This window comes from Butyricimonas sp. DFI.6.44 (assembly GCF_022132345.1).
In the GTDB taxonomy this organism is placed as follows: domain Bacteria; phylum Bacteroidota; class Bacteroidia; order Bacteroidales; family Marinifilaceae; genus Butyricimonas; species Butyricimonas muris.
In genome coordinates this window covers 174985-196175 of sequence record NZ_JAKNJD010000008.1, presented here as the reverse complement: position 1 = coordinate 196175, position 21191 = coordinate 174985, and the positions used below count along the sequence as shown (strand labels likewise).

Here is a 21191-nt window from a genome sequence, read left to right as displayed (position 1 = left end):
TATAAGGTTCGTAAGGTATAAGGACTTTGAGAACCGAAGGTTCAACTTTATAAACTTTATGAACTTTATAAACTTTACGAACTAAAAAAACGAGAGGTGTTCCCTCTCGTTTTTTATAAAAAGGCTTCTTTGATTTTTTCGACGTAATCGAGTTTTTCCCACGTGAAAAGTTCGACTTCTACTTCTTTAGTCGGCCAATAGTTCGAGGTGAATACTTTTTTCACGGTTCTGGGAGTTCTTCCCATGTGGCCGTAACTTGCCGTTTCCTGATAGATCGGGTTACGGAGTTTCAAGCGTTGCTCGATGGCTTTCGGGCGAAGGTCGAAAAGTTGTTCGATTTTCCCGGCAATAGCGGAATCGCTCAGGTTCACTTTTGCCGTGCCGTAAGTGTTCACGAATATTCCCACGGGACGGGCGATACCGATGGCGTAGGAGATTTGAATTAATATTTCATCGGCGATGCCTGCCGCAACCATGTTTTTAGCGATATGACGGGCGGCGTAAGCGGCTGAACGGTCTACTTTGGAAGGGTCTTTGCCGGAGAATGCGCCGCCGCCGTGCGCACCTTTTCCGCCGTAAGTGTCAACGATAATTTTTCTTCCGGTAAGCCCGGTATCCCCGTGAGGACCGCCGATCACGAATTTGCCCGTGGGGTTGACGTGGAGAATCAGGTTCTCGTCAAACAGGGCTTGCACGCGTTCCGGCAATTGTTGTTTTACCCGCGGAAGCAGAATGTTGATGATGTCCCAACGGATTTGATCCACCATTTGGGAGTCAGCTTCAAGCCGGGCTTCCGGTGATGTTTCTTTGGCACGGACAAATTCATCATGCTGGGTGGAGATCACTATCGTGTGAACACGGGCGGGTTTGTTGTCGTCGCCGTATTCAATGGTTACCTGTGATTTCGAGTCCGGGCGCAGGTAGGTCATTTCCTGTCCTTCCTTGCGGATTCGGGCGAGCTCGAATAACAGCAGGTGTGATAACTCGAGAGCTAGCGGCATGTAGTTATCCGTTTCGCTGCAAGCGTAACCGAACATCATGCCTTGGTCGCCGGCTCCTTGTTCCATCGGGTCTTCGCGTACCACTCCCCGGTTGATGTCGGGAGATTGTTCGTGAATGGCACTGAGGACTCCGCAGCTGTTCCCGTCGAACATGTATTCGCTTTTGGTGTAACCGATGCGGTTGATCACGTCACGGGCGATTTGTTGCACGTCCACGTAAGTTTTCGTTTTGATTTCTCCCGCGATGACGGTTTGTCCCGTGGTTACCAGTGTTTCGCAGGCAACCTTGGCGTCCGCGTCGAACGCGATGATTTTGTCTAGCACGGCATCCGAAATCTGGTCTGCCACTTTGTCCGGATGTCCTTCCGATACGGATTCAGATGTAAATAAGTATCCCATAAATTAATTTTAGATTTAAGGATTTTAGATTTTAGATTGAATCATAAATCGTAAATTAAACTATAGGAAAGTACATGGATGGTTGAATTCAGAATTATTCTGCGTTTTAGCACTTTTTTTCCGTGGTTGCAATCAGCCAAATCTTTCCACTTTTATCGGGTGCAAAGGTAATTATTTTCTCGATGAAATGAAACCATTCATGGAAGAATTGAGTATTTTTACAAAAAATAAGTAGCCATGAAGAACGAACATTCGCACGAGGGACATTCACATGCAGGTCACAATCATTCCCACGGGGATAGTACGAAGAATTTGGGTATCGCTTTTTTCTTGAATTTAGGTTTTGCTGTTATCGAGATTATCGGGGGCGTGTGGACGAATTCGGTAGCGATTATATCGGATGCCGTCCATGATTTCGGGGATGCTTTTTCGATAGGGGTATCTTTTTTCTTGGAACGATACTCGAAGAAACGGAGAACCCGGACATTTACTTACGGGTACAAGCGGTTTTCAACCTTGGGAGCTTTGATTAATTCTATCGTGTTGCTCGTCGGGTCTGTTTTTGTCTTTATGGAGACGATACCCCGTCTTTTTCATCCTGCCGAGGTGAATTATTCGGGGATGATGTGGTTGGCTATCGCGGGGTTGGCGGTAAACGGTTTTGCGGCGTTGCGTCTGATGAAGGGAAATTCCATCAGTCAGCGTGCCGTGATGCTACATTTACTGGAAGATGTGCTGGGGTGGTTGGCGGTACTGGTCGGCAGCTTGGTTATCCGTTACACGGGATGGTATTTCATAGACCCGCTTCTGTCCGTGTGTATCGGTATTTTTATCCTGACAAACGTGTGTCGCAACCTGTACGCTATTTTCCGGATTCTTCTGCAAGCGACGCCGGAACGTATACCGGAAGATAAGGTGAAGCCTGTTCTGGAGGGGGTGTCGGGAGTGAAGGAAGTGCATGACCTGCACGTGTGGACGTTGGACGGGGAGAAGAATATCGCTTCCGCTCATTTGATTGTCCCGGACGTTGCCTCGCGGGAAGATGTTATCAAGGTAAAGCACGAGGCTGTCGATAAGTTGAAAGAGATGGGAATCGACCACTTGACCGTCGAGATAGAGTACGAATCGGAAGGTTGTTACAGTTGCCCGGATGAATAGCATGTTTTGAATAACGGGTAAAAGTTATGTAGTAAGAAAAATATTTTTCATTTTGAGTGATACTTTCGTAAATATTTTAGAAAGTATTTTGTATATTTGTGGTGTGATAATGATGAATTCTTCGGATAGATGAAATTATGAACGACTCGAACACCATAAATAAAGGTTTTTTACCGGGCTTGAAGGAGAAACGGTACTTGCAGAAGAAGGCGATTATCGGCTTCCTTTACAAGATGGGCGAGTTGTCGAAGCCTGAAATCTGTCGGTTGACAAACGTGACTACTCCCACGGTCGGTAAGATGATTGATGAGTTGATGGAGGAAGGTTGGGTTGTTGACCGGGGATGCGGAAATTCTATCGGGGGGAAACGTCCTCATGTTTTTTCATTGAATCCCGATGCTGCCTATATACTGGGCGTGGATATAGGGCGCGAGTATTTGCGAATAGCTATTTTTAACCTGCAAAACGAGCCGATAGAGGGGATTCTGGAATACCCGTCCATATTGGAAGGACAGGATGATGACGTCACGCTGAAATATATCAAGGAGAGAATTGACGAGGTTATCGAGAAATTGGGTGTTGACCGCGCGAAGATCAAAATGTGCGGGGTTGCGCTTCCGGGATTGATAGACCGGGAAGGGAATACCTATACTTATCTGACGTACGAACGTCCCGGTTTGAAGGACATTCTGGAAGAAATGTTGGGGATGCCCGTGTTTATCGATAATGACTCGAACGTGATGGCAATGGCGGAACACACGTTCGGGATAGCGAAAAATATAAACAATGTTCTTTGTATTAGCGTAAACGAGTGTATCGGTTTGGGAATGATTTTGAACTCCAAGTTGTATCGCGGGGGAATCGGGATGGCCGGAGAGTTCGGGCATATCCGTATTTCGGGACTGGATGCGCCTTGCCATTGCGGGAAAATCGGATGCTTGGAAACGGTGTCTTCCGGTCGGGCAATCGAGAAAGTGGCGGGGAGGTCGTTGCAAGCCGTTATAGATGCCGCCGGAAAAGACGATATTTCGGCAATCGAGGTGTTGCATCAGGCGGGCGAGAAGTTGGGCGAAGGGATTGCCGCGATGATACACCTGTTTAACCCGGATATGGTCGTGATCGGGGGTGAAGTCACGGAGGCGGGGGATTTGCTGATCGTTCCGGTGCGACAGGCGGTAAATAAATACGCTTTGGCACGGATGCGCAATCATTGCGAGCTGGTGATGAGTAACTTGGGAGGCTATTCGGCGATACTGGGAACGTTGATGATTGTGATGGAACATTTGTATGATGATTCGGAGAGTGTTTATTCACTCTATTAACCGGTATATAAAAGGAGGAATAATATGGTAATAACAAAAAACTACATCGCGAAGGGAGAGGGAGCTGACAGGTTCGAGAAGATACCCGTTCAGATCTATGAAACGGCGGACGAGGCGGTGAAAGCCGTTGCCCGGGAAATCGCGGATTTGGTGCGAACCAAAGCTGCCAGCAGTGAAAAGTGTGTTCTGGGATTGGCGACGGGAGTTTCCCCGATTAAATTGTACCAAGAACTCGTGAGGATGCACAGGGAGGAAGGCTTGTCTTTCCGCAACGTGGTGACGTTCAACTTGGACGAGTATCTGCCGATGCCGAAAGAGTCGGAGCAGAGTTACCATTATTTCATGCATCATCATTTATTTGATCATATAGATATTGATCCTAAAAATATTCATATACCCGACGGTACTTTACAGACGGAAGAAGAGATAGAGAAATTCTGCGAGGATTACGAGAAAGCGATTGACGCGGAGGGCGGAATTGATCTTCAAGTACTGGGTATCGGTCGGACGGGACACATCGGTTTCAACGAGCCGGGGTCTTTTATCACGTCTACCACGAGAAAGGTTTACTTGAATGACTTGACGATTAAAGACGCGATTAAGGATTTCGGGAGCCGGAATCTGGTACCCACGAAAGCGATTACCATGGGGGTGGGGACGATCATGAAAGCAAGACGGGTTGTTTTGCTCGCGTGGGGAGAGAAGAAAGCCCCGATCATCAAGGCTACCGTGGAAGGACGGGTGTCGGACACGGTGCCTGCCACTTTTTTGCAGATGCATTCGGACGTGCAGTTTGTGATTGACGAGAGTGCGGCGGGTGAATTGACGAGAGCGGATTACCCGTGGTTGGTGAGCAAGGTGGATTGGGACAAGAAACTGATTCGTAAGGCGGTTTTGCGTTTGTGCCAGAAATTGAAAAAGCCTATATTGAAGGTCGAGGATAAAGATTATCAGGAGAATGGTCTGAGTGATTTGATAGAGTTGTTCGGTTCGGCAAATAAAGTGAATATCGAGGTGTTCAACGATATGCAACACACGATTTCCGGTTGGCCGGGAGGGAAACCGAACGCCGATGATTCAACCCGTCCGGAAAGGGCGAATCCTTACCCGAAACGCGTGTTGATTTTCAGCCCGCACCCGGATGATGACGTGATTTCCATGGGAGGTACCGAGGCGCGTCTGGTGGAACAGGGGCATGAGGTGCACGTGGCGTACCAGACATCGGGGAATATCGCCGTGTTTGACGATTATTTGTACCAGATGATGGATGTTGCCGATATGTTCTCTCGTAACTTGGGAATGGAGAACGAGAGTTTTAAAAGCTTGAAAGACAAGATACATAACCGGAAACCGGAGGAAAACGAATCGCCGGAGTTGTTACCGTACAAGGCGGCACTGCGTTCGGCAGAGGCGTTGTCAGCCTGTCGGTTTATGGGAATACCGAAAGAGAGAGTGCATTTCTTGAATATGCCTTTCTACGAAACGGGTTCTGTGAAGAAGAAGCCGTTAGGAGATGGGGATATTGATATTATCGTGAAATTGTTGCGGGAGATTAGGCCTCACCAGATATATGCGGCGGGGGATCTTGCCGACCCGCACGGGACACATGCCGTTTGTTTGGAGGCTATCATGCGGGCGTTTGATGTCGTGAGTGGGGATGAATGGTTCCGGGATTGTTACACATGGTTGTACCGCGGGGCATGGTTGGAATGGGAAATGGAGAAAGTCGATATGGCTGTACCGGTGAGCCCGTCGGAATTGACAATCAAACGGGAAGCCATTTACAGGCACGGTTCCCAGAATAACGGTCCGGCATACCCGGGAGATGATCCGCGGGAGTTCTGGCAGCGGGCGGAAGATCGCAATCGTAACACGGCCGATTTGTATAACAAGATCGGGATGGCGGAATACGAGGCGATGGAGGTCTTCGTCCGTTACAAGCATGAAAAATAATATGTTGTGTTTTATATTTTTTTTGCGGGAGCGGGATTCTACGGGATCCCGTTTCTTTTTATTCGCCGGTGGAAGCTCATTAAATGGTTGCGTATGGAGAGAGGGGTGAAAGAAAATGGTTTTGTTTTTGCAAAATGTCGATGAAATTGTATTAATTTGTCTTTAGGATTTATATTTGATATTTATGTTGGGGCGTCGAAATTTGGAGCGAGAGTTCGAGAATATGTTTAAGGAGAACTATTCTCGTTTGTGTCAGTATGCTTATACTTACTTGAATGATAAGGATGCGAGTGAGGATGTGGTGAGTGAAGCTTTCGAGTATGCATGGAAGAAGTATAAGGAACTCAAAAAAGATGAATTGTTTGCAGTTCTTGTTTTGCGGGTGAAACATGGAAGCATGAATTATTTGCGTCATCGCAAGGCGGTCGATAAATATGCAGCAATGCTTATGAAAGCGGATAGAGAGGGGGAGGATTTGACAGGAGAGGATGAGGATAGAATAAAGCGTGTGGAAAAGGTGATCTCTACTTTGCCTGTTCAAACTCGGAGAGTGTTGGAAGAATGTTGTTTTAATAGGAAGACGTATTTGGAAACGGCGGATTTGTTGGGAATTAGCAGAAATACGGTGAAGAAGCACATGATGAGGGTTTTGGAGTTGTTGAGAGAAGAGTTTTTTGGAAAAAATGAATGAAGGGGGTACCCTAAACAAGATGATAGGTGTATTTATTAAAGGTTAGAAGATGGATAATATAAAGCAAGATATGGATAAAACAGATAGGTTGTTGGATGCTTTGGATGATCCCCAAATCAAGGATGAGGAGCTGGAAAGGATGTTATCGGATCCGGACTGCGCACGTGATATGCGTTTGTTGGAAGATTGCAGAAGTTATTTCGTCCGTGAGTTGCTGGAAACGGATTCGGATAAGGCGTGGGGTAAGTTTGCACGAAAACAGCGGGTGAAGAGGTATAGACGTTTGTTGGTCGGTTTCGTGAGCGGGGCGGCAAGTATTTTGTTATTGTTGTGGATATTTAGGTTTGCTTTCCAGCCTTCTGTTCAACGAGAGTTTGTTACATTTTTGCCGGACACTTCTTTCTCGAACGTGGTGTTGTGCACGGGTGACGGACGAAAGGTGGTTCTTTCGAATTCGAAAATGGATAGTTTGCCGGGTAATATCATGGTGGCTTCCGATAGTGGCAAGATGTTGGTTTATGAACCTGTAGAACCGGACCGAGAGATGGAAATGCACACGCTTTCGACATCCAGCGGGTGTTTTTATCAATTGTGTTTGTCGGATGGAACCCGGGTGTGGTTGAACGCGGAGAGTAGGTTAAGGTACCCTAGTGTTTTCCCGGAAGGAGAGAGAGTTGTCGAGTTGCAGGGAGAAGGTTTTTTTAAGGTGGCACATGATGCGGCACGTCCTTTTAAAGTGAAGGTCGGGGAGCTGGTGACGGAGGTGTTGGGAACGGAGTTTAACGTGCGTGCTTATTCCAGAGAGGATACTCACGTGACGTTGTTGCAGGGGAGCGTCCGGGTGACGGATAAGGTTTCTGCCGCGGAAGCGGTTATTCGTCCGGGAGAGGATGCGTTTTTAAGGGAAGATGGTTCTTTCGAGATTAAAAATGTGGACACAGATAGTTTTTATTTATGGATTGAAGGGTATTTTTATTTTGATAACGAGTCTTTGGCGGAGATTATGCGGGAGTTGTGCAGGTGGTATGGTGTGCGTGTCGTGTTCCGGGATGAAACATTTATGCATTTGCGTTTGCATTTCTTGGCGGAAAGGGATTTGCCCGTGGATAATGCCTTAAAATTATTGAATATGATGGGAGATATGAAAATTACTCGTGAGGGAAATACGATATTTGTAGATTAACAGGTTAGTATATTGTGTTTGTGTTGTTTAACAGCCGTGTTTGCGGCTGTTATTTTTTTGTCTAATTTTTTTAAAAAGGGGGGTACCCTATTTTTAATTACGCGTGTTCTTGTATATGAATTATAAAATTAACAAGACAAATTTATGGGACATCAAAGTATTTTTTGCATGCGAGGGCAAATTAGGCTGTTCGGGGTTTCTCGGATTGTATTGTTCGCGTGTTTCTTGCTTTTAACGTCTTTTGTTCAGGCTCAAGAACGGAAGAATATTACGGTAGATTTTAAAGAGGAGGCTTTAGGGGAGGTGTTGAAAAAGTTGGAAAAACTTTCTCCGTATAAGATTTTGTTCACGTATGATCACGTGCAGGGGTATAAGGTGACGGCATCATTGAAGAATGTCACGATACTCGATGCGTTGAAAAAGGTGTTGGAAGGGAAGCCGTTCACTTACTCGGAAATTACCGATGGCAAGTATATTACGGTGAAATACCAATCCGATAAGAAGAACTTGGACGGGAAGGTCGTTACAGTCAAAGGAGTGGTGCTTGATAAAAATAAGGAGCCTCTTCCGGGAGTGACAGTGATAATCAAGGGTACTTCTACGGGGGTGGCAACTAACGCGGATGGTATGTACGAGATTGTTGTCCCTACTTCGTCGGAAACGGTGTTGCAATTCTCTTGTATCGGGATGAAGAGTGAAGAGGTTAAGGTCGGAAAAGAGAAGACGATTAACGTCACGATGAGCGAGGAGGTGAACGAGGTGGATGAAGTGGTGGTAAACGGTATATACACGGCATCAAAGAATAGTTACACGGGAGCGGTATCCACGGTTCGTTCCGAAGATATTCTTGCAGTTTCTCAGACGAATTTGTTCAAGGCGTTGACCGTGCTTGTGCCGGGAATGAGAATCGTGGATAATAACGAGCAGGGTTCGAATCCTAATTATATCCCGGAGATTATTATCCGGGGTACGACTTCGATAAAGACTTCCGATGACCAGTATGGTTTGAACTCTCCATTGATTATCGTGGATGGAGTGGAAACAACTTTGGAAGGATTGTATGATATGGATGTGTTTGATATTGAGCGTGTCGATGTGTTGAAGGATGCTTCGGCAACGGCTATCTACGGTGATAAAGCGGCTAACGGGGTTATCGTGGTGACTCGTAAACGAGTTGCGGATAGTAAATTGCGGATGCGTTACAATTTTGTGCCTGATATCCAATTCCCTGATGTGAGTTCTTATAGTTTGTGTAATCCAAGACAGAAATTGGAATTGGAAAGACGTTGGGGAATATATGAGGGAATGAATGGAGAGAAGGAAATGGAGTATAACAGGAAATTGAAGTTGGTTAACTCGGGTGTTTATACCGATTGGGCAGCAATACCCGTGCGAATTGCTTGGTCGCATAGTCATTCACTTTCTGTTACCGGTAGAGGAGGCGGTTTGGATTATAGTGTGACTGCCCGTTACGGGGATGCACATGGTGTAATGAAAGGGGATTTTCGGCGGAATTACGGTATCGGTTTTTATTTCTCGTATATTTTTAGAAATAAATTGACGGTTACGTTCCGTTCGGATATTCGAAAGACGGATTCGAAAAATTCTCCTTACGGATCGTATTCTCAATGGGTGGTGCTGAATCCATATGATTGTCCGTACGATGAGTATGGAGAATTAATACCTAAACTTTCTTTTGGTGCAGTTAATCCTATGTATAATGCGTCAACGGGAAGTTTCTCGAAGAGCAAGTCGAAGAATATAAGTAACAATTTGACGTTTCGTTGGGATGTGATGAAGGGTATGATTGTAAATTTAAGTGCGAATTTATCTTTAAGTGATAATCGAAGTGATGATTATATATCTAGTTTGCATACATCATCTATGGTGGGAAATGAATCTGCCAATACCAAAGGTAGATACGTTTTGTCGGGGGCAGAGGGGACAAGTTGGAGTATGACCGGGTCGGTAAGTTATTCGTTGCCTTTTGATGACAAGGGAAGTATTTTGACAACGAATGTCGGTTCAACAATAACTCAAAGTAATTCATCGTCATTCGGTATGGAGGGAAGAGGTTTTCTTAAACCTGTAATGAATGATATTAATTTTGCCCGTACTTATCCTTCGGGAGGAAAGCCTAGAGGTAGTAACGATTATTCGGCAAGCGTGGGGGTATTTGCGAATTTGAATTTTATCTTTAGAAATCGATATTTCCTTGATGGAAGTTATCGAAGTTCCGGTAGTTCGGTTTTGGGAGGAAATAATCAATGGGCTCCTTATTGGTCTTTCGGAATAGGTTGGAACGCTCATAACGAGAGTTTTATCAAAGCACTTTCTTGGATAAGTACTTTCCGATTCCGCGGTAGTATAGGTTTTGTCGGTAGTGGTAATTTTGGTGGTAATATGGCGCAGACAATCTATACTTACGGGGACGCATATCTGTTAGGATTAGGAGCAATTCCATCGCAATTAGGGAATCCCGACTTGAAGGCACAACGCACCTTGAATATGAATGGTGGTGTCGTGTTGGATATTCTTGAAGGGCGGTTTCAGGTGAATCTTGATTTTTACAGACAACGCACGAAAGATGCCTTGTTGCCGATCGGACTTCCTCTTTCTACCGGGGCTGCCACAGTTCAAGCCAATCTCGGTGAAAGTTTGAACTGGGGAATGGAGATATCTGTTTCTTCTTTGCTGGTGAGGACAACGGATTGGTTGTTGCGTTTGACTGTGAATACGCATCACACGGAAAATAAATTGATGAAAATTAGTAATGCACTAGCCAGACAGAACGAGGCGAATATGCGGGACAAGGGGGTAGCCCCCAAGTTGCAACTTCGCGAAGGGGAGTCAATGGATGCTATTTATGCCGTGGATTCGTGGGGGATTAATCCGGCTAACGGGTTGGAAGTGTTTCTTAAAAAAGATACGAAAGAACCCACGTATACTTATAATGTGGAAGATATGGTCGCATTAGGGGATACAAAACCTTGGTTCGAGGGAAGTTCGTCCCTCTCGGCAGCTTGGCGGGATATAAGCGTGGGTATGGCATTCAGTTACACGTTCGGGGGGTATATTTATAATTCGACACGGGCTGCAAAGGTGGAAAATATAGATATAACCAAAAACGTGGATGTGCGGGCATACACGGAGCGTTGGGTAAAACCGGGTGATGTGGTGGCGTATCCTAAAGGAGAGTATGAGCAACAACGGTTTGTTAAATCGGCCCGGTTTGTGGAGAAGAAGAACGAGGTTTATTTGTCATCTGTGTCAATCTCGTATAATTTGCCTCAAACGTGGGTGAGAGGAATCGGCTTGAAGCGATTGACAGTGGGTGTTACATTCTCGGATGTGTTGCGGTTATCTACCGTGAAGTATGAAAGAGGTACTTCTTATCCGTTTATGCGCGGTTTCAATTTTATGATTAGTCCTACATTCTAATATAAATGAATTATGAATAGAGTTATTGTATTGGTATTTTTACTGGGAGTTTTTTTTTCTTCCTGTGAGGATTTTTTAACGGCACGCGATAAGTCTTCTATTTTGGAAGATGATTTGTTCACGGATCAAGAGGGGATAGAGGAGGCTATGTACGGGCTTTACGTGACGTTAGCAAAGGGGGATATGTATGGAGAAACTTTCCAACAGACGATTGATTTGTTGGGACAGTATTTCGCTATAGGGAAAGAAGCGGGTAGTGATGCTTCGGCGGGTGGTATATATGACAAGATTATAATGCATGATCACACGGACCAACGGGCGATAGACAGGTATAAAAAAATGTGGCAGACTTCTTACAAGTTTGTAAGTGACGTGAATAAAATATTAGAGAGGTTGGAAATTTGGGATGGAAAGAGGTTGAAACATGAAAAGATGTACAAAGGGGAAGCTTTAGGGGTTCGTGCGTATGTCTTGTTTGATTTGTTGAGGATGTACGGTTCGGCTTTGGAAGAAAACAGGGGGATTCCCTATGTTACACAATACGGGATGTACGTGACACCTTTTTCCACGACGGGAGAATGTTACGAGAAGATTATTGCTGATTTGAAGGCAGCGGAACAATTATTAACAGAAGACGAGTCGCTCTTGGTCTATCCTCGTTTGCCGGAGAATATGTATGATTTGTTTACCAGTGAACGCGTATCTCATTTTAATCTTTACGCGGTGAAGGCAACTTTAGCCCGTGTCTATTGGACAAGGGGAAGGGCGGGTGATTTGGATAGTGCGGGAATGTATGCCCGTGAGGTAATCGAATCCGGCAGGTTTCCGTTACCGAGTGACGGAACAACGATTAGTTCCACGCATTTTATCCGCTGTATGGGAGGGACGGTAAACGCTGATGAAGCTATTTTCGGACTTTATGTTTCCAATATGTATGATAATTGGTCTGGGGAGCTTCTTTTGCAGAGCGGGGGGTGGTTGCCTGCGGAGCCGGAAATGTATAAAAGACGGGATGATAAGTTTGATTATCGTAATGAATGGATAGGGGTGCCTAATATATATAATATGTCGCTAGCGGATAGAATCCGTATCTATGGAGATCGTTATCTGAAAGTGTTGGATCGTGTGCTGATAAATCCGGGCGATAAAGATTTGGCGGGAATCGGTTTCAACGGAGCGAATATGATTCGTATTCCGGAAATGTATTTGATACTGGTTGAATCTTTGGTTGAATCTTCTCCAGAAGAAGCAAAAATTTTCTTTAATAAATATTATGCTTCGCGAGGAATGGGAAACTTCGAGGGTGATTTGACAATTGAAATTATTGACGAGGAATTCAGAAAAGAGTTTGTACTGGAAGGACAATATTGGTTTCGTTTGAAAAAAAGACAGCCGGATAAGTTAAAATTGGTTCCTCAGATTGGAGGTGAACTTATCATGGATGAGGATAAATGGAATTTGAATATACCGGACGAGGAGTTTGAATACCGCGATGAATCGACATATTGATTAATTAAAGAGAGAAGAGTTATGAAGAAGAAATTTTACGTGATATGGAGTATTATTTTATTGATGTTTTTCGCTTCGTGTGAAAAAGATCCGTGGGTATGGGATACAAGTAGAAAGACGGGTATTGCTTTAGATCGGAATGTCGTGGAAATACAGTTTTCAGAGTATACTGATACGACTTGGGCAGCGGGAGGTGCCTCGTATTCGATACTTGGAGTCCCGGTTGATTATGATAGGGAGATTCTTGTAGAAGTTATTGATAGTTTGACGAATATGCCATCAACGGATTATAAGATTGAGGCAGTTTTAACGGCAGGAGCCGTGCGGGGAGCGATTCGAGTGTGGGCTCGTCGTCCGGCTTACAAGGAGTATGAGGACATGAAATTGTGGGTAGGATTGAGGATTTTGGAAAATGATGAATTTATACCGATGATGCAGAGTCCGGAAGTGACTTTTGGCGTGAAGGTCGTGCATCCCCAGCAACCTAAATGGTGGGTGGAAGATTTGTTAGGGAAATTTTCGGAAGTTGCCTACAGAAAGTTATTTGAGATTTATAATGAATTATGGTATAAATGGCCAAGACCGGAGGAATATCGCGCCATGCTTGATCTGTTTGGGTATCGGTTGCAGATGCTTACGAATGAGGGAAAGTGGAGTGGGATATATTTGGCTTATCAACCCTTATTTAAGCAAGGAGTGTTGGTGCCGCTGTTTGATTATTTTACGGAACATCCTAATCCGGAGGTGGAAATTCCGGAGTGGTACAATAATAAATAAAAGTAGATGAGTATGAAAAAGGTAATATTAGTGGTGCTTGCGGTTTTTCTTGTCGGCTTGGTAAGTTGCGTCAAAGATAAGACGACCGGACCGCATATAGAGGTTTCCGATATATATATATCCGATCAGGATACCGTGTTATATCCTAAGTTGGGGGAAGAGTTCGTGTTTGATCCTTCTGATCGGATATCACAAACAGATCCGTCCTGTCCGCTGACTTATCAATGGCGTTATGGAAAGATTTATGTTAGTGCTAAAGGGGAGTATATGGTTCATCCACAAGATTCATTGAAAATGTTATCGAATGATAAAGTGCTAAGATTCACTTTCGACAGGCAAGAGCCTTATTTTGCTCGTTTAAGGGTTTCGAATGAATTTGGCAGTGCGTATCGTTATTTTATTGTAAAGCCGAGCAGTAATTTTGACGAGGGGTTGGTTATGTTGAGTCGCAATGATGAGGGTGATGCCATGTTTTCCGTGCAGAATACCGTGACGGATGAAATAGAACTCGTGCAAAAAGAGGCTTCCGATTTCTGGTATCGGACTTCAGAGGATGTACCTGTTCTAAAAGATGATATCGTGGATTTTGCGTTTGTTTGCGGGGGGGGCGATATTTGGTTTCCTCGGGTAGGTTATCCTTATATTCTTTCCCGGAAAAATAAACAGGCATATTATTTGGATCACAATACATTGAGAGTGATTACCGGTTTCGAGTTTTCAGGAACGCCATTAAAGTTAGGAATGTGTGGGGTGGGCAAGTTTGATTTGTTTGCATTCTGTGATGATGGGGATATGCGGGTACAAACTTGGAATTGGCAAATGGAAGTAGAGAGGAAAGTTTTCAAAGATGTTCATCATTGGGATCGCTTTCAGCGGGTTAAAATACGTTCGGGCATAGAGAGAAACAGCGCTTTTCTAGATATTCTTTTTTTGCATGATGACGAGAATTCAAAGTTATATGGCATATGGGCTGATGGACTTTCCAATAGTGGGATAGGGCCGGAAGCTTATCCGGGAGAAAAAGTGATTTACGCGATACCGTTTGAAACGGCAAATATCGGTGTACATGATTTTTATATTGTGACGCAAAATATCGAGAATCCGTCGAAGATAACGATAAGGCAAGTTTCCGATGTCGGATACACGGGGAGTATGTATCTTCTGTTTGGTTTATACAATGTGGTATCTTCGTATACGTATGATTTACCGGAGGGTGAAGAGTTGACTTTAACACCGGAAGCGCAGGTTTTGAACGTGTATCAACATCGTTCGATTTTGTATAATACAGACCGTAAGATTTACATGTGGAAACCCGGTGCTTCGACGGAACCTAAGTTGCCGACAGAAGAATCCGAGCTTTGTTTTGACGTGACCAGTGTGAATCCCAATGCCGTGATTACTTGTATGACACAGGATATTACGAATAAATATGTCTTTGTCGGGGTGTATGACCCCACGGCAGAGGGAGAGCGTAAAGGTAGCGTGTACGTGTTGGATTCGTTTGATTTGTCTTTGCTCAAAAAGTGGGAACACGTGGCATACAAGCCAATGAATATGTATTATAAACTTCATTTGTTGCGTACGGATTACTGATTTATACAGGTATGAATAGATATGTTATTAATTTAGTGGGATTGCTGTTTGCGGTGTTGTTGGGCTGTACTTTTCAGGTATATGCACAGAAAAAGAAAGGGACGTGTGAGTATGCCATTCTGGTGAGCAAGGCTGTGCGAGAGGATTTAGCGTGGAAAAAATTGACCGAGACATTGAAGATGAATCACGGGGGAGTGGAGTTTGATTATAATCAATATCCCGGGGAGGTTTTCGATAAGTTGAAACAGGCACAGCCCCGTTACGTGACTGTCGTGGAGAAAGCGGAGAAGATAACCCCGTTGTTCGTGAGAATGATGCATGCCATGAGTCGTAATATGAGTGATACCCCGTACGAGGATTTTGTCTGGGGAATAATAACCGGAGAGCAAGCTGTTGATGCGATGCGGATGGTGACAGATGCACAGACTCCGAAAAAGGTGGATATGGGATGGTTGGAAGCGTGTGAGTTGGAGAAGTTATCAGGTTATAATGGGGTGAATTGGAGTACCGGGGCTTGGAAAGATAGCTGGAAGGAACGAATGAAGACTCCGGCTAAGCACACGGTAGCCGAGGCTGTGTTTTTGCAGCAGCAGTGTATTTTGGAACGTTTGGCGGCGTGGGACCCTAAGTCGCTTGGTTTGGTTTTGCCGGAGAATGAAGAGGGATGCGTGGTTGACGATGAGGCGATAAGAATCTTGGTAAAAAAAGAATTGGGAAAAGAGTGTACGGGAGAACAGATCGAGTTGCTGAAAAACCGGGATGTGTTGGTGTATTACGGGGATCCGAAGTGGAATATCAGGTTGAAAGAGGTATTATCTCCTTTTAAGATGACGTGTAAGAAGCAACGTTTGCTTTGTACGGTGACTTTCGAATCGAACGGGAAGGCGTGTGATATTGACGAGTATATCTTCTTTTTCCCGAAGCGTCTGGAGGAACCGAGTTTGTTGGCGGAATTGCGTGAAGGAGAAGAGCTTTTGTTTGATGATACGTTTATGATTATTCGTAATGTGCATCTTGAAGCGGGAGAGAAGTATTCAATCAAGTTTTCGGTAGAAGGTGCGGATTCCATGGGAATAAAAGTGATGAAAATATTACAATCAAAAAGTGTAGAATTTTAGAAATATGTTTTTAATAGGCATAATTATATTTATTAACAATCAAAAGACAAATATTATGAAAAATTGGTTTTTGTATTTATGTTTGGCTATGTTTTCTGTTTTTTTTGCGTGTAGTGATGACAAGGAAGAAGGGGAAGATGAGAAGTTTATGTTGACGGTAGACAAGGAAAAGTTGGAATTTGAAGCGGGAACAACTGAAGGCATGATGGAGCGTATCCGTGTCACGACAAACGCAGAGGATTGGACCGTTGATGTGGAGATGGAAGGGGATAAAAAATGGTTCTCTGTGACCAAGTTGGATCAGCAATGGTTGGAAGTTGTGGCCGAAGTGAATAATTCTGTAGAAAAGAGAGAAGGTAAATTATTGATTAAGTCGGTAGGGAATCCGGATAAAGTGATTCCTGTGCTTCAATCGGCGGCGGCAGAAGCTACTTTGGAGTTGTCGAAAAATGTAATCATATTTGATAAAGCAGGAGGTAGCGAAGCTATCACGGTTACAAGTAATCAAGCTGCCATCCGCTTGGAAAATGTGGAGAAGGAGGATTGGTTTAGCGTGACTCTTGCTGAAGATAATAAGTCGTTTACGGTGGAGGTGAAGGAAAATGCAGATGAAGAACCGAATGAAACAAAGTTTAATGTGGTGGCAGGGATTGATGAAGAGAATCAAAAAGTAATTGAAGTTACTGTGAAGCAAGTTGATGCTGTGGTGTTGAATGCCAGTGGGTATCGCATTGTTTTAGATGCTCCTGCTGGGGCAACAACCGCGGAATCAAGCGAGGATTGGTGTACGGCAGAGTTGAAAGACGGTAAGTTGGTGGTAAGTGCATCCGGTAATGTCGGGGGAGATGCAAGGAGCGCGACTGTAACTATGGGTGAAACGATTGTTCTTGTGGAGCAAGAAGGTGGAGTGTTTAATCCCGGAGATGTTTTCAAACATAATGGAGTGGCTGTTGGTATTGTCGTTAGTCATGATGAAGAAGGACTTTTGGTGATTGCCTTGGAAGAAAAAGAAAATGTAATGTTTTGTGCTAATGGCGCAGTGATAACAGGGGGAGGGTATGAGCCTATTTATAGTAAAGTCAAAGAGATGTATCCGAATGATTGGAAAGATGCATTTCCTGCATTTGCTTATTGTGCGGAAATGGAAGAGAAAACCGGAATGGAAGGATGGGTTTTGCCAAGTTTTTGGCGTTTAAAGGGGGATTTCGTTACACTGGAAGGTAATCTAAAATCTGAATGGCCTAAATTGAAAGCTAATTGTGAGAAAGTAAATAATGCATTGAAAGCGTTGAACGTGCCGGAATATACCACGGGATGGTATTGGTGTGATGCTCATATGGATATGTATGGATGGGGATGGGCTTGGAATTTGGAAAATAATCCAACTATGGGTGGAAGATGTATGAGTAAAGGCTCTACTAATATGTTCATTGCTCGTTGCTTCTGGTGGAAACGTGATTTAGCGAAGTAAAAGCTTTTGATTCTTGTTTGACAAAAGAGTTGCAATGAATCTATTAGATGTTTTATTGCAACTCTTTTTGTGTTCTAAAGAAATTAATTTGTAATATGAAAATTATTATTGTCAATTTATTTTTGTTGATATCGAGTTTATCTCTTTTTGGACAAGGAGTAAATTTTGAAGCTCTTACGTTTAATGAAGCTTTGGCGAAAGCAAAGCAAGAAAATAAACTCGTGTTTGTAGATTGTTATACGGCATGGTGTGTTCCGTGTCGTGTTATGGCAGAAAATGTATTTCCGCAAAAGGAAGCCGGTGATTTTTTTAACCCTAAATTTGTCTGTGTGAAATTTGACATGGAGAAAGGGGAGGGGCTGGAATTGAGTAAGAAGTTGAAAATTAAAGCTTACCCGACGTTTTTTATAATTCGTCCGGATGGAACCATACAACATATGATTGTAGGGGGAGGTGAGTTGGAACCTTTTATTAATAAAGTAGAGCGAGGGTTAGACAAGAAAACTTCTCTTACTTATTTGAACAAGCTGTACGAGAAAGGAGAAATGACGAAAGAGCAGTTGATGATTTACATGGTCGTGCTGCAAGATGCGGGTGAAAGGGCGAAGAGCAAGGAGATTGGAAAGAAGTTGGACTCCGTGTTGACGGAAAAGGATAAAATGAAAAAAGAATATTGGCCTATTCTTGAAAAAAGTGTTTATGGTTCAGATGATTTTAGCTTAGTATTGAATAATATCGCTATTTTCAAAAAAAACGTGGGAGGAGAAAACGTGGAGTCGTATTTGTATCAAAATTATAGCTCGACTTTAAATCAACTTGTTTCTGAACGCCCGAAAGATTTTTCCACTCGTTTTACTCAAATTCGCGAGGAATTGGAGAAATCGTATTTTGAAAAACGGGAAAAATTGGAAGTTTCCCTTGACTTTTGTGAAGCTATTGCAAATGAGGATATTGAAAAGATTATAAATTTGATTTCACGAGGGAACGTGGAATTATGGAGTCATACGGGGAAACGAGCTAGCGAATTGCTCGTGCATAGGGCGTCAATAGATCAGTTGAAGAATGTGGCAGCTTTAGAGTGTCAATATATCACCGGTAACGAGTCGGAAGCAAAAAGGAAATTTTTGAAAGAGATGTTTGTCGATTTTAATATAGCTGCCCGCACGATGACTTTTGAGGAGGCATTTGAAGTGGCTAAACAAAGACGGGGACGTGTTTTTATAGATTGTTATGATTCAGATAGCCCGGTTTGTCGATATATGTCAGATACGGTATTTCGGGATGAAGAGCTCAAACGTGTTATGAACGAAAATTTTATATACGTGAAATGCGATATAAAAAAACAAGAAGGTCGGAAGGTTTGCAAAAAATTTGATGTACATGTTTACCCGACTTTTGTTGTGGTGAATTGGAAAGGAGGTGTTCGTCATAAATTTACTGGAATAGGGGATGCGGAATATTTTTGCGCAAAACTTGAAGATGTGTTTAATGGGTATACGGCGTTGGAGTGTCTAGAAGAATTTTATAATATGGGAAGACGGGATAAGAAATTGTTGACTTCGTACGCGGAAGCATTGGCCTCTGTCAAGGATTCCCGTGCTCCGGGGGTTGTGAAGGAATTATTTCGAGTACTAAGTGACGAGGAGAGAGTTTCATCTCGTTATTGGTATATTTTTTCAGAAAAAGAATACAGTCCTAACGGTTCGGATGCGGAGAAATTTTTATTGAAGAATCGGACAAAATTTGTAGAGGTACAAGGGTTGGAAACCGTTGAGCAACGATTGAGGGATTGTCAATAACGTGTGGGGGATATTATTGTAGCGAATATTACTGTAATATTCGCTACAATAATTAATGTTATTATCCCTTTCGCTCGATTTCTTTCAAGTTCTCCATTTTCTTTTTCCGGAGGAAGCCTTGGATGTCTTCGAGGTGCTCGGTGACTTTCTTGTTGCCGAACTCGTAGACTTTTTCTGCCAGTCCGGTGAGAAAATCACGATCGTGCGACACGACGATGAGGGTGCCGTCGAAGTTTTTCAAGGCGCTTTTCAGAATGTCCTTGGTACGTAAGTCTAAATGGTTGGTCGGCTCGTCGAGAATCAACAGGTTCACGGGGGATAGCAATAGTTTTATCATTGCCAGACGGGTACGTTCGCCCCCGGAAAGGACTTTTACTTTTTTGTCCACGTCGTCGCCGCTGAACATGAAGGCTCCAAGCATATCCTTGATTTTGTGTTTTAGTTCCAATGGGGTTACGTCATCGATGGTCTGGAAAACGGTGAGGTTTTCGTCCATGAGCGAGGCTTGGTTCTGGGCGAAATACCCGATCTGGACGTTGTAGCCCAAAGTCAGCTTTCCGGTGTAGGGGATTTCTCCCATGATACATTTCACGAGGGTGGATTTTCCTTCCCCGTTGCGTCCGACGAATGCTACTTTCTCGCCTTTCTCTATCGTGAAGCTGGCGTTTTGAAAAACGACATGACCGTCATAGTCCTTCGTGAGTTCCTCGGCGATGACGGGATATTTACCCGAATTGGGGGAAGGCGGGAATTTCAGTCGTAAGGCGGAAGTATCTACTTCATCCACTTCCAGTATTTCGAGTTTCTCGAGCATTCTTACCCGGGATTGCACTTGCAGCGTTTTGGAGTAGGTTCCCTTGAAGCGTTCGATAAATTCCTTGGTTTCGGCAATCATTTTTTGTTGCTCGTCATAAGCCTTTTGCTGTTGGATACGGCGTTCTTGGCGCAACACGAGGTATTGCGAGTAATTTACCTTGTAGTCGTAGATACGCCCCATGGTGACCTCTATGGTGCGGGTGGTGATGTTATCCACGAAAGCCCGGTCGTGGGAGATCACGACAACCGCTTTCCCGTTGTTCACGAGGAAGTCTTCCAGCCATTGGATGGAGTCGATATCCAAGTGGTTGGTAGGCTCGTCGAGCAGTAATACATCGGGATTTTTAAGCAGCATTTTTGCCAACTCGATACGCATACGCCATCCCCCGCTGAAGTCGGAGGTCGGGCGGTTGAAGTCTTCCCGTTGGAATCCCAAGCCTAAAAGAATCTTTTCAACATCCGCCTCGTAATGCGTGGAGTCGATGCTGTAAAATTTCTCGCTCAGGGTGGAAACGTCCTCAATCAGTTTGTAATACTCGGGAGAATCATAATCCGTTCTTTCGGTCAGTTGTTGGTTCAGACGTTCAATCTCTTTCTCCATCTCGAAAAGATGGGCGAAGGCCTGTGCGGTTTCATCGAAGACGGTACGCTCGTTTTGAGTCATCAGATGCTGGGGCAGATAGGCTATCACCGTGTCTTTCGGGCAGGAAACGTTACCCCGGTTGGGTTGTCTTTCCCCGGCAAGGACTTTCAACAGGGTGGATTTCCCCGCCCCGTTTTTACCCATGAGGGCGATACGGTCTTTGTCGTTAATCACGAATGATATGTCTTTAAAAAGTGCTCTGTCTCCAAATTCTACTGTTAATCCGTCTACTGAAATCATATAAATTGAAAATTGAAAGTTGAAAATTGAAAATGGATTCACCATTTCCAAATGGCGGTGCGAAGATAAAATAATTT

14 protein-coding genes are annotated in these 21191 nt (G+C 44.0%); 12 read left to right on the top strand and 2 right to left on the bottom strand.

Annotation, left to right across the window (positions count from 1 at the left end; genetic code table 11):
* Positions 1-113: 113 nt before the first annotated feature.
* Positions 114-1400 carry a methionine adenosyltransferase gene (gene metK, locus L0M98_RS12650; protein ID WP_227216269.1) on the bottom strand — a complete coding sequence of 429 codons (1287 nt, stop codon included), beginning with the start codon at positions 1398-1400 and terminating at the stop codon, positions 114-116.
* Between the two features lie 237 nt (positions 1401-1637).
* On the opposite strand from metK, the gene L0M98_RS12645 reads away from it, so the two are divergent.
* From L0M98_RS12645 to L0M98_RS12590, 12 genes are all read left to right on the top strand, one after another.
* Positions 1638-2558, top strand: coding sequence for a cation diffusion facilitator family transporter (locus tag L0M98_RS12645; protein WP_186976841.1), 921 nt, complete (start codon positions 1638-1640; stop codon positions 2556-2558).
* A gap of 137 nt (positions 2559-2695) precedes the next feature.
* Positions 2696-3880, top strand: coding sequence for an ROK family transcriptional regulator (locus L0M98_RS12640; RefSeq protein WP_186976839.1), 1185 nt, complete (start codon positions 2696-2698; stop codon positions 3878-3880).
* Positions 3881-3904: 24 nt separating this feature from the next.
* On the top strand, positions 3905-5833 hold the full coding sequence (gene nagB, locus L0M98_RS12635) for a glucosamine-6-phosphate deaminase (RefSeq protein WP_227216267.1): 1929 nt from the start codon (positions 3905-3907) through the stop codon (positions 5831-5833).
* A gap of 184 nt (positions 5834-6017) precedes the next feature.
* On the top strand, positions 6018-6524 hold the full coding sequence (locus tag L0M98_RS12630; RefSeq protein WP_141560884.1) for a sigma-70 family RNA polymerase sigma factor: 507 nt from the start codon (positions 6018-6020) through the stop codon (positions 6522-6524).
* A gap of 49 nt (positions 6525-6573) precedes the next feature.
* Positions 6574-7707: a FecR family protein gene (locus L0M98_RS12625; RefSeq protein WP_186976835.1), complete on the top strand. Its 1134-nt coding sequence runs from the start codon at positions 6574-6576 to the stop codon at positions 7705-7707.
* A 168-nt stretch (positions 7708-7875) separates the two neighbouring features.
* A complete protein-coding gene (locus L0M98_RS12620) occupies positions 7876-11148 on the top strand; it encodes a SusC/RagA family TonB-linked outer membrane protein (protein WP_227216265.1) in 3273 nt (1090 codons plus the stop codon).
* 12 nt (positions 11149-11160) lie between these two features.
* The gene (locus L0M98_RS12615) at positions 11161-12657 is read left to right on the top strand and encodes a RagB/SusD family nutrient uptake outer membrane protein (RefSeq protein ID WP_227216263.1); all 1497 of its coding nucleotides are present in this window, start codon (positions 11161-11163) and stop codon (positions 12655-12657) included.
* Between the two features lie 21 nt (positions 12658-12678).
* Positions 12679-13434 carry a DUF4843 domain-containing protein gene (locus L0M98_RS12610; protein ID WP_227216261.1) on the top strand — a complete coding sequence of 252 codons (756 nt, stop codon included), beginning with the start codon at positions 12679-12681 and terminating at the stop codon, positions 13432-13434.
* 12 nt (positions 13435-13446) lie between these two features.
* On the top strand, positions 13447-15027 hold the full coding sequence (locus L0M98_RS12605) for a hypothetical protein (protein WP_227216260.1): 1581 nt from the start codon (positions 13447-13449) through the stop codon (positions 15025-15027).
* An 11-nt stretch (positions 15028-15038) separates the two neighbouring features.
* Entirely contained in the window at positions 15039-16145 is a 1107-nt protein-coding gene (locus L0M98_RS12600) for a hypothetical protein (protein WP_227216258.1), read from the top strand.
* A 55-nt stretch (positions 16146-16200) separates the two neighbouring features.
* Complete coding sequence (locus L0M98_RS12595) at positions 16201-17616, top strand: BACON domain-containing protein (RefSeq protein WP_227216257.1); 1416 nt, start codon at positions 16201-16203, stop codon at positions 17614-17616.
* A 95-nt stretch (positions 17617-17711) separates the two neighbouring features.
* Complete coding sequence (locus L0M98_RS12590; RefSeq protein WP_227216256.1) at positions 17712-19415, top strand: thioredoxin family protein; 1704 nt, start codon at positions 17712-17714, stop codon at positions 19413-19415.
* Positions 19416-19476: 61 nt separating this feature from the next.
* Here the strand turns inward: L0M98_RS12590 and L0M98_RS12585 are convergent, their stop codons facing one another.
* Positions 19477-21114, bottom strand: coding sequence for an ABC-F family ATP-binding cassette domain-containing protein (locus L0M98_RS12585; RefSeq protein ID WP_227216254.1), 1638 nt, complete (start codon positions 21112-21114; stop codon positions 19477-19479).
* Between the last annotated feature and the right edge of the window lie 77 nt (positions 21115-21191).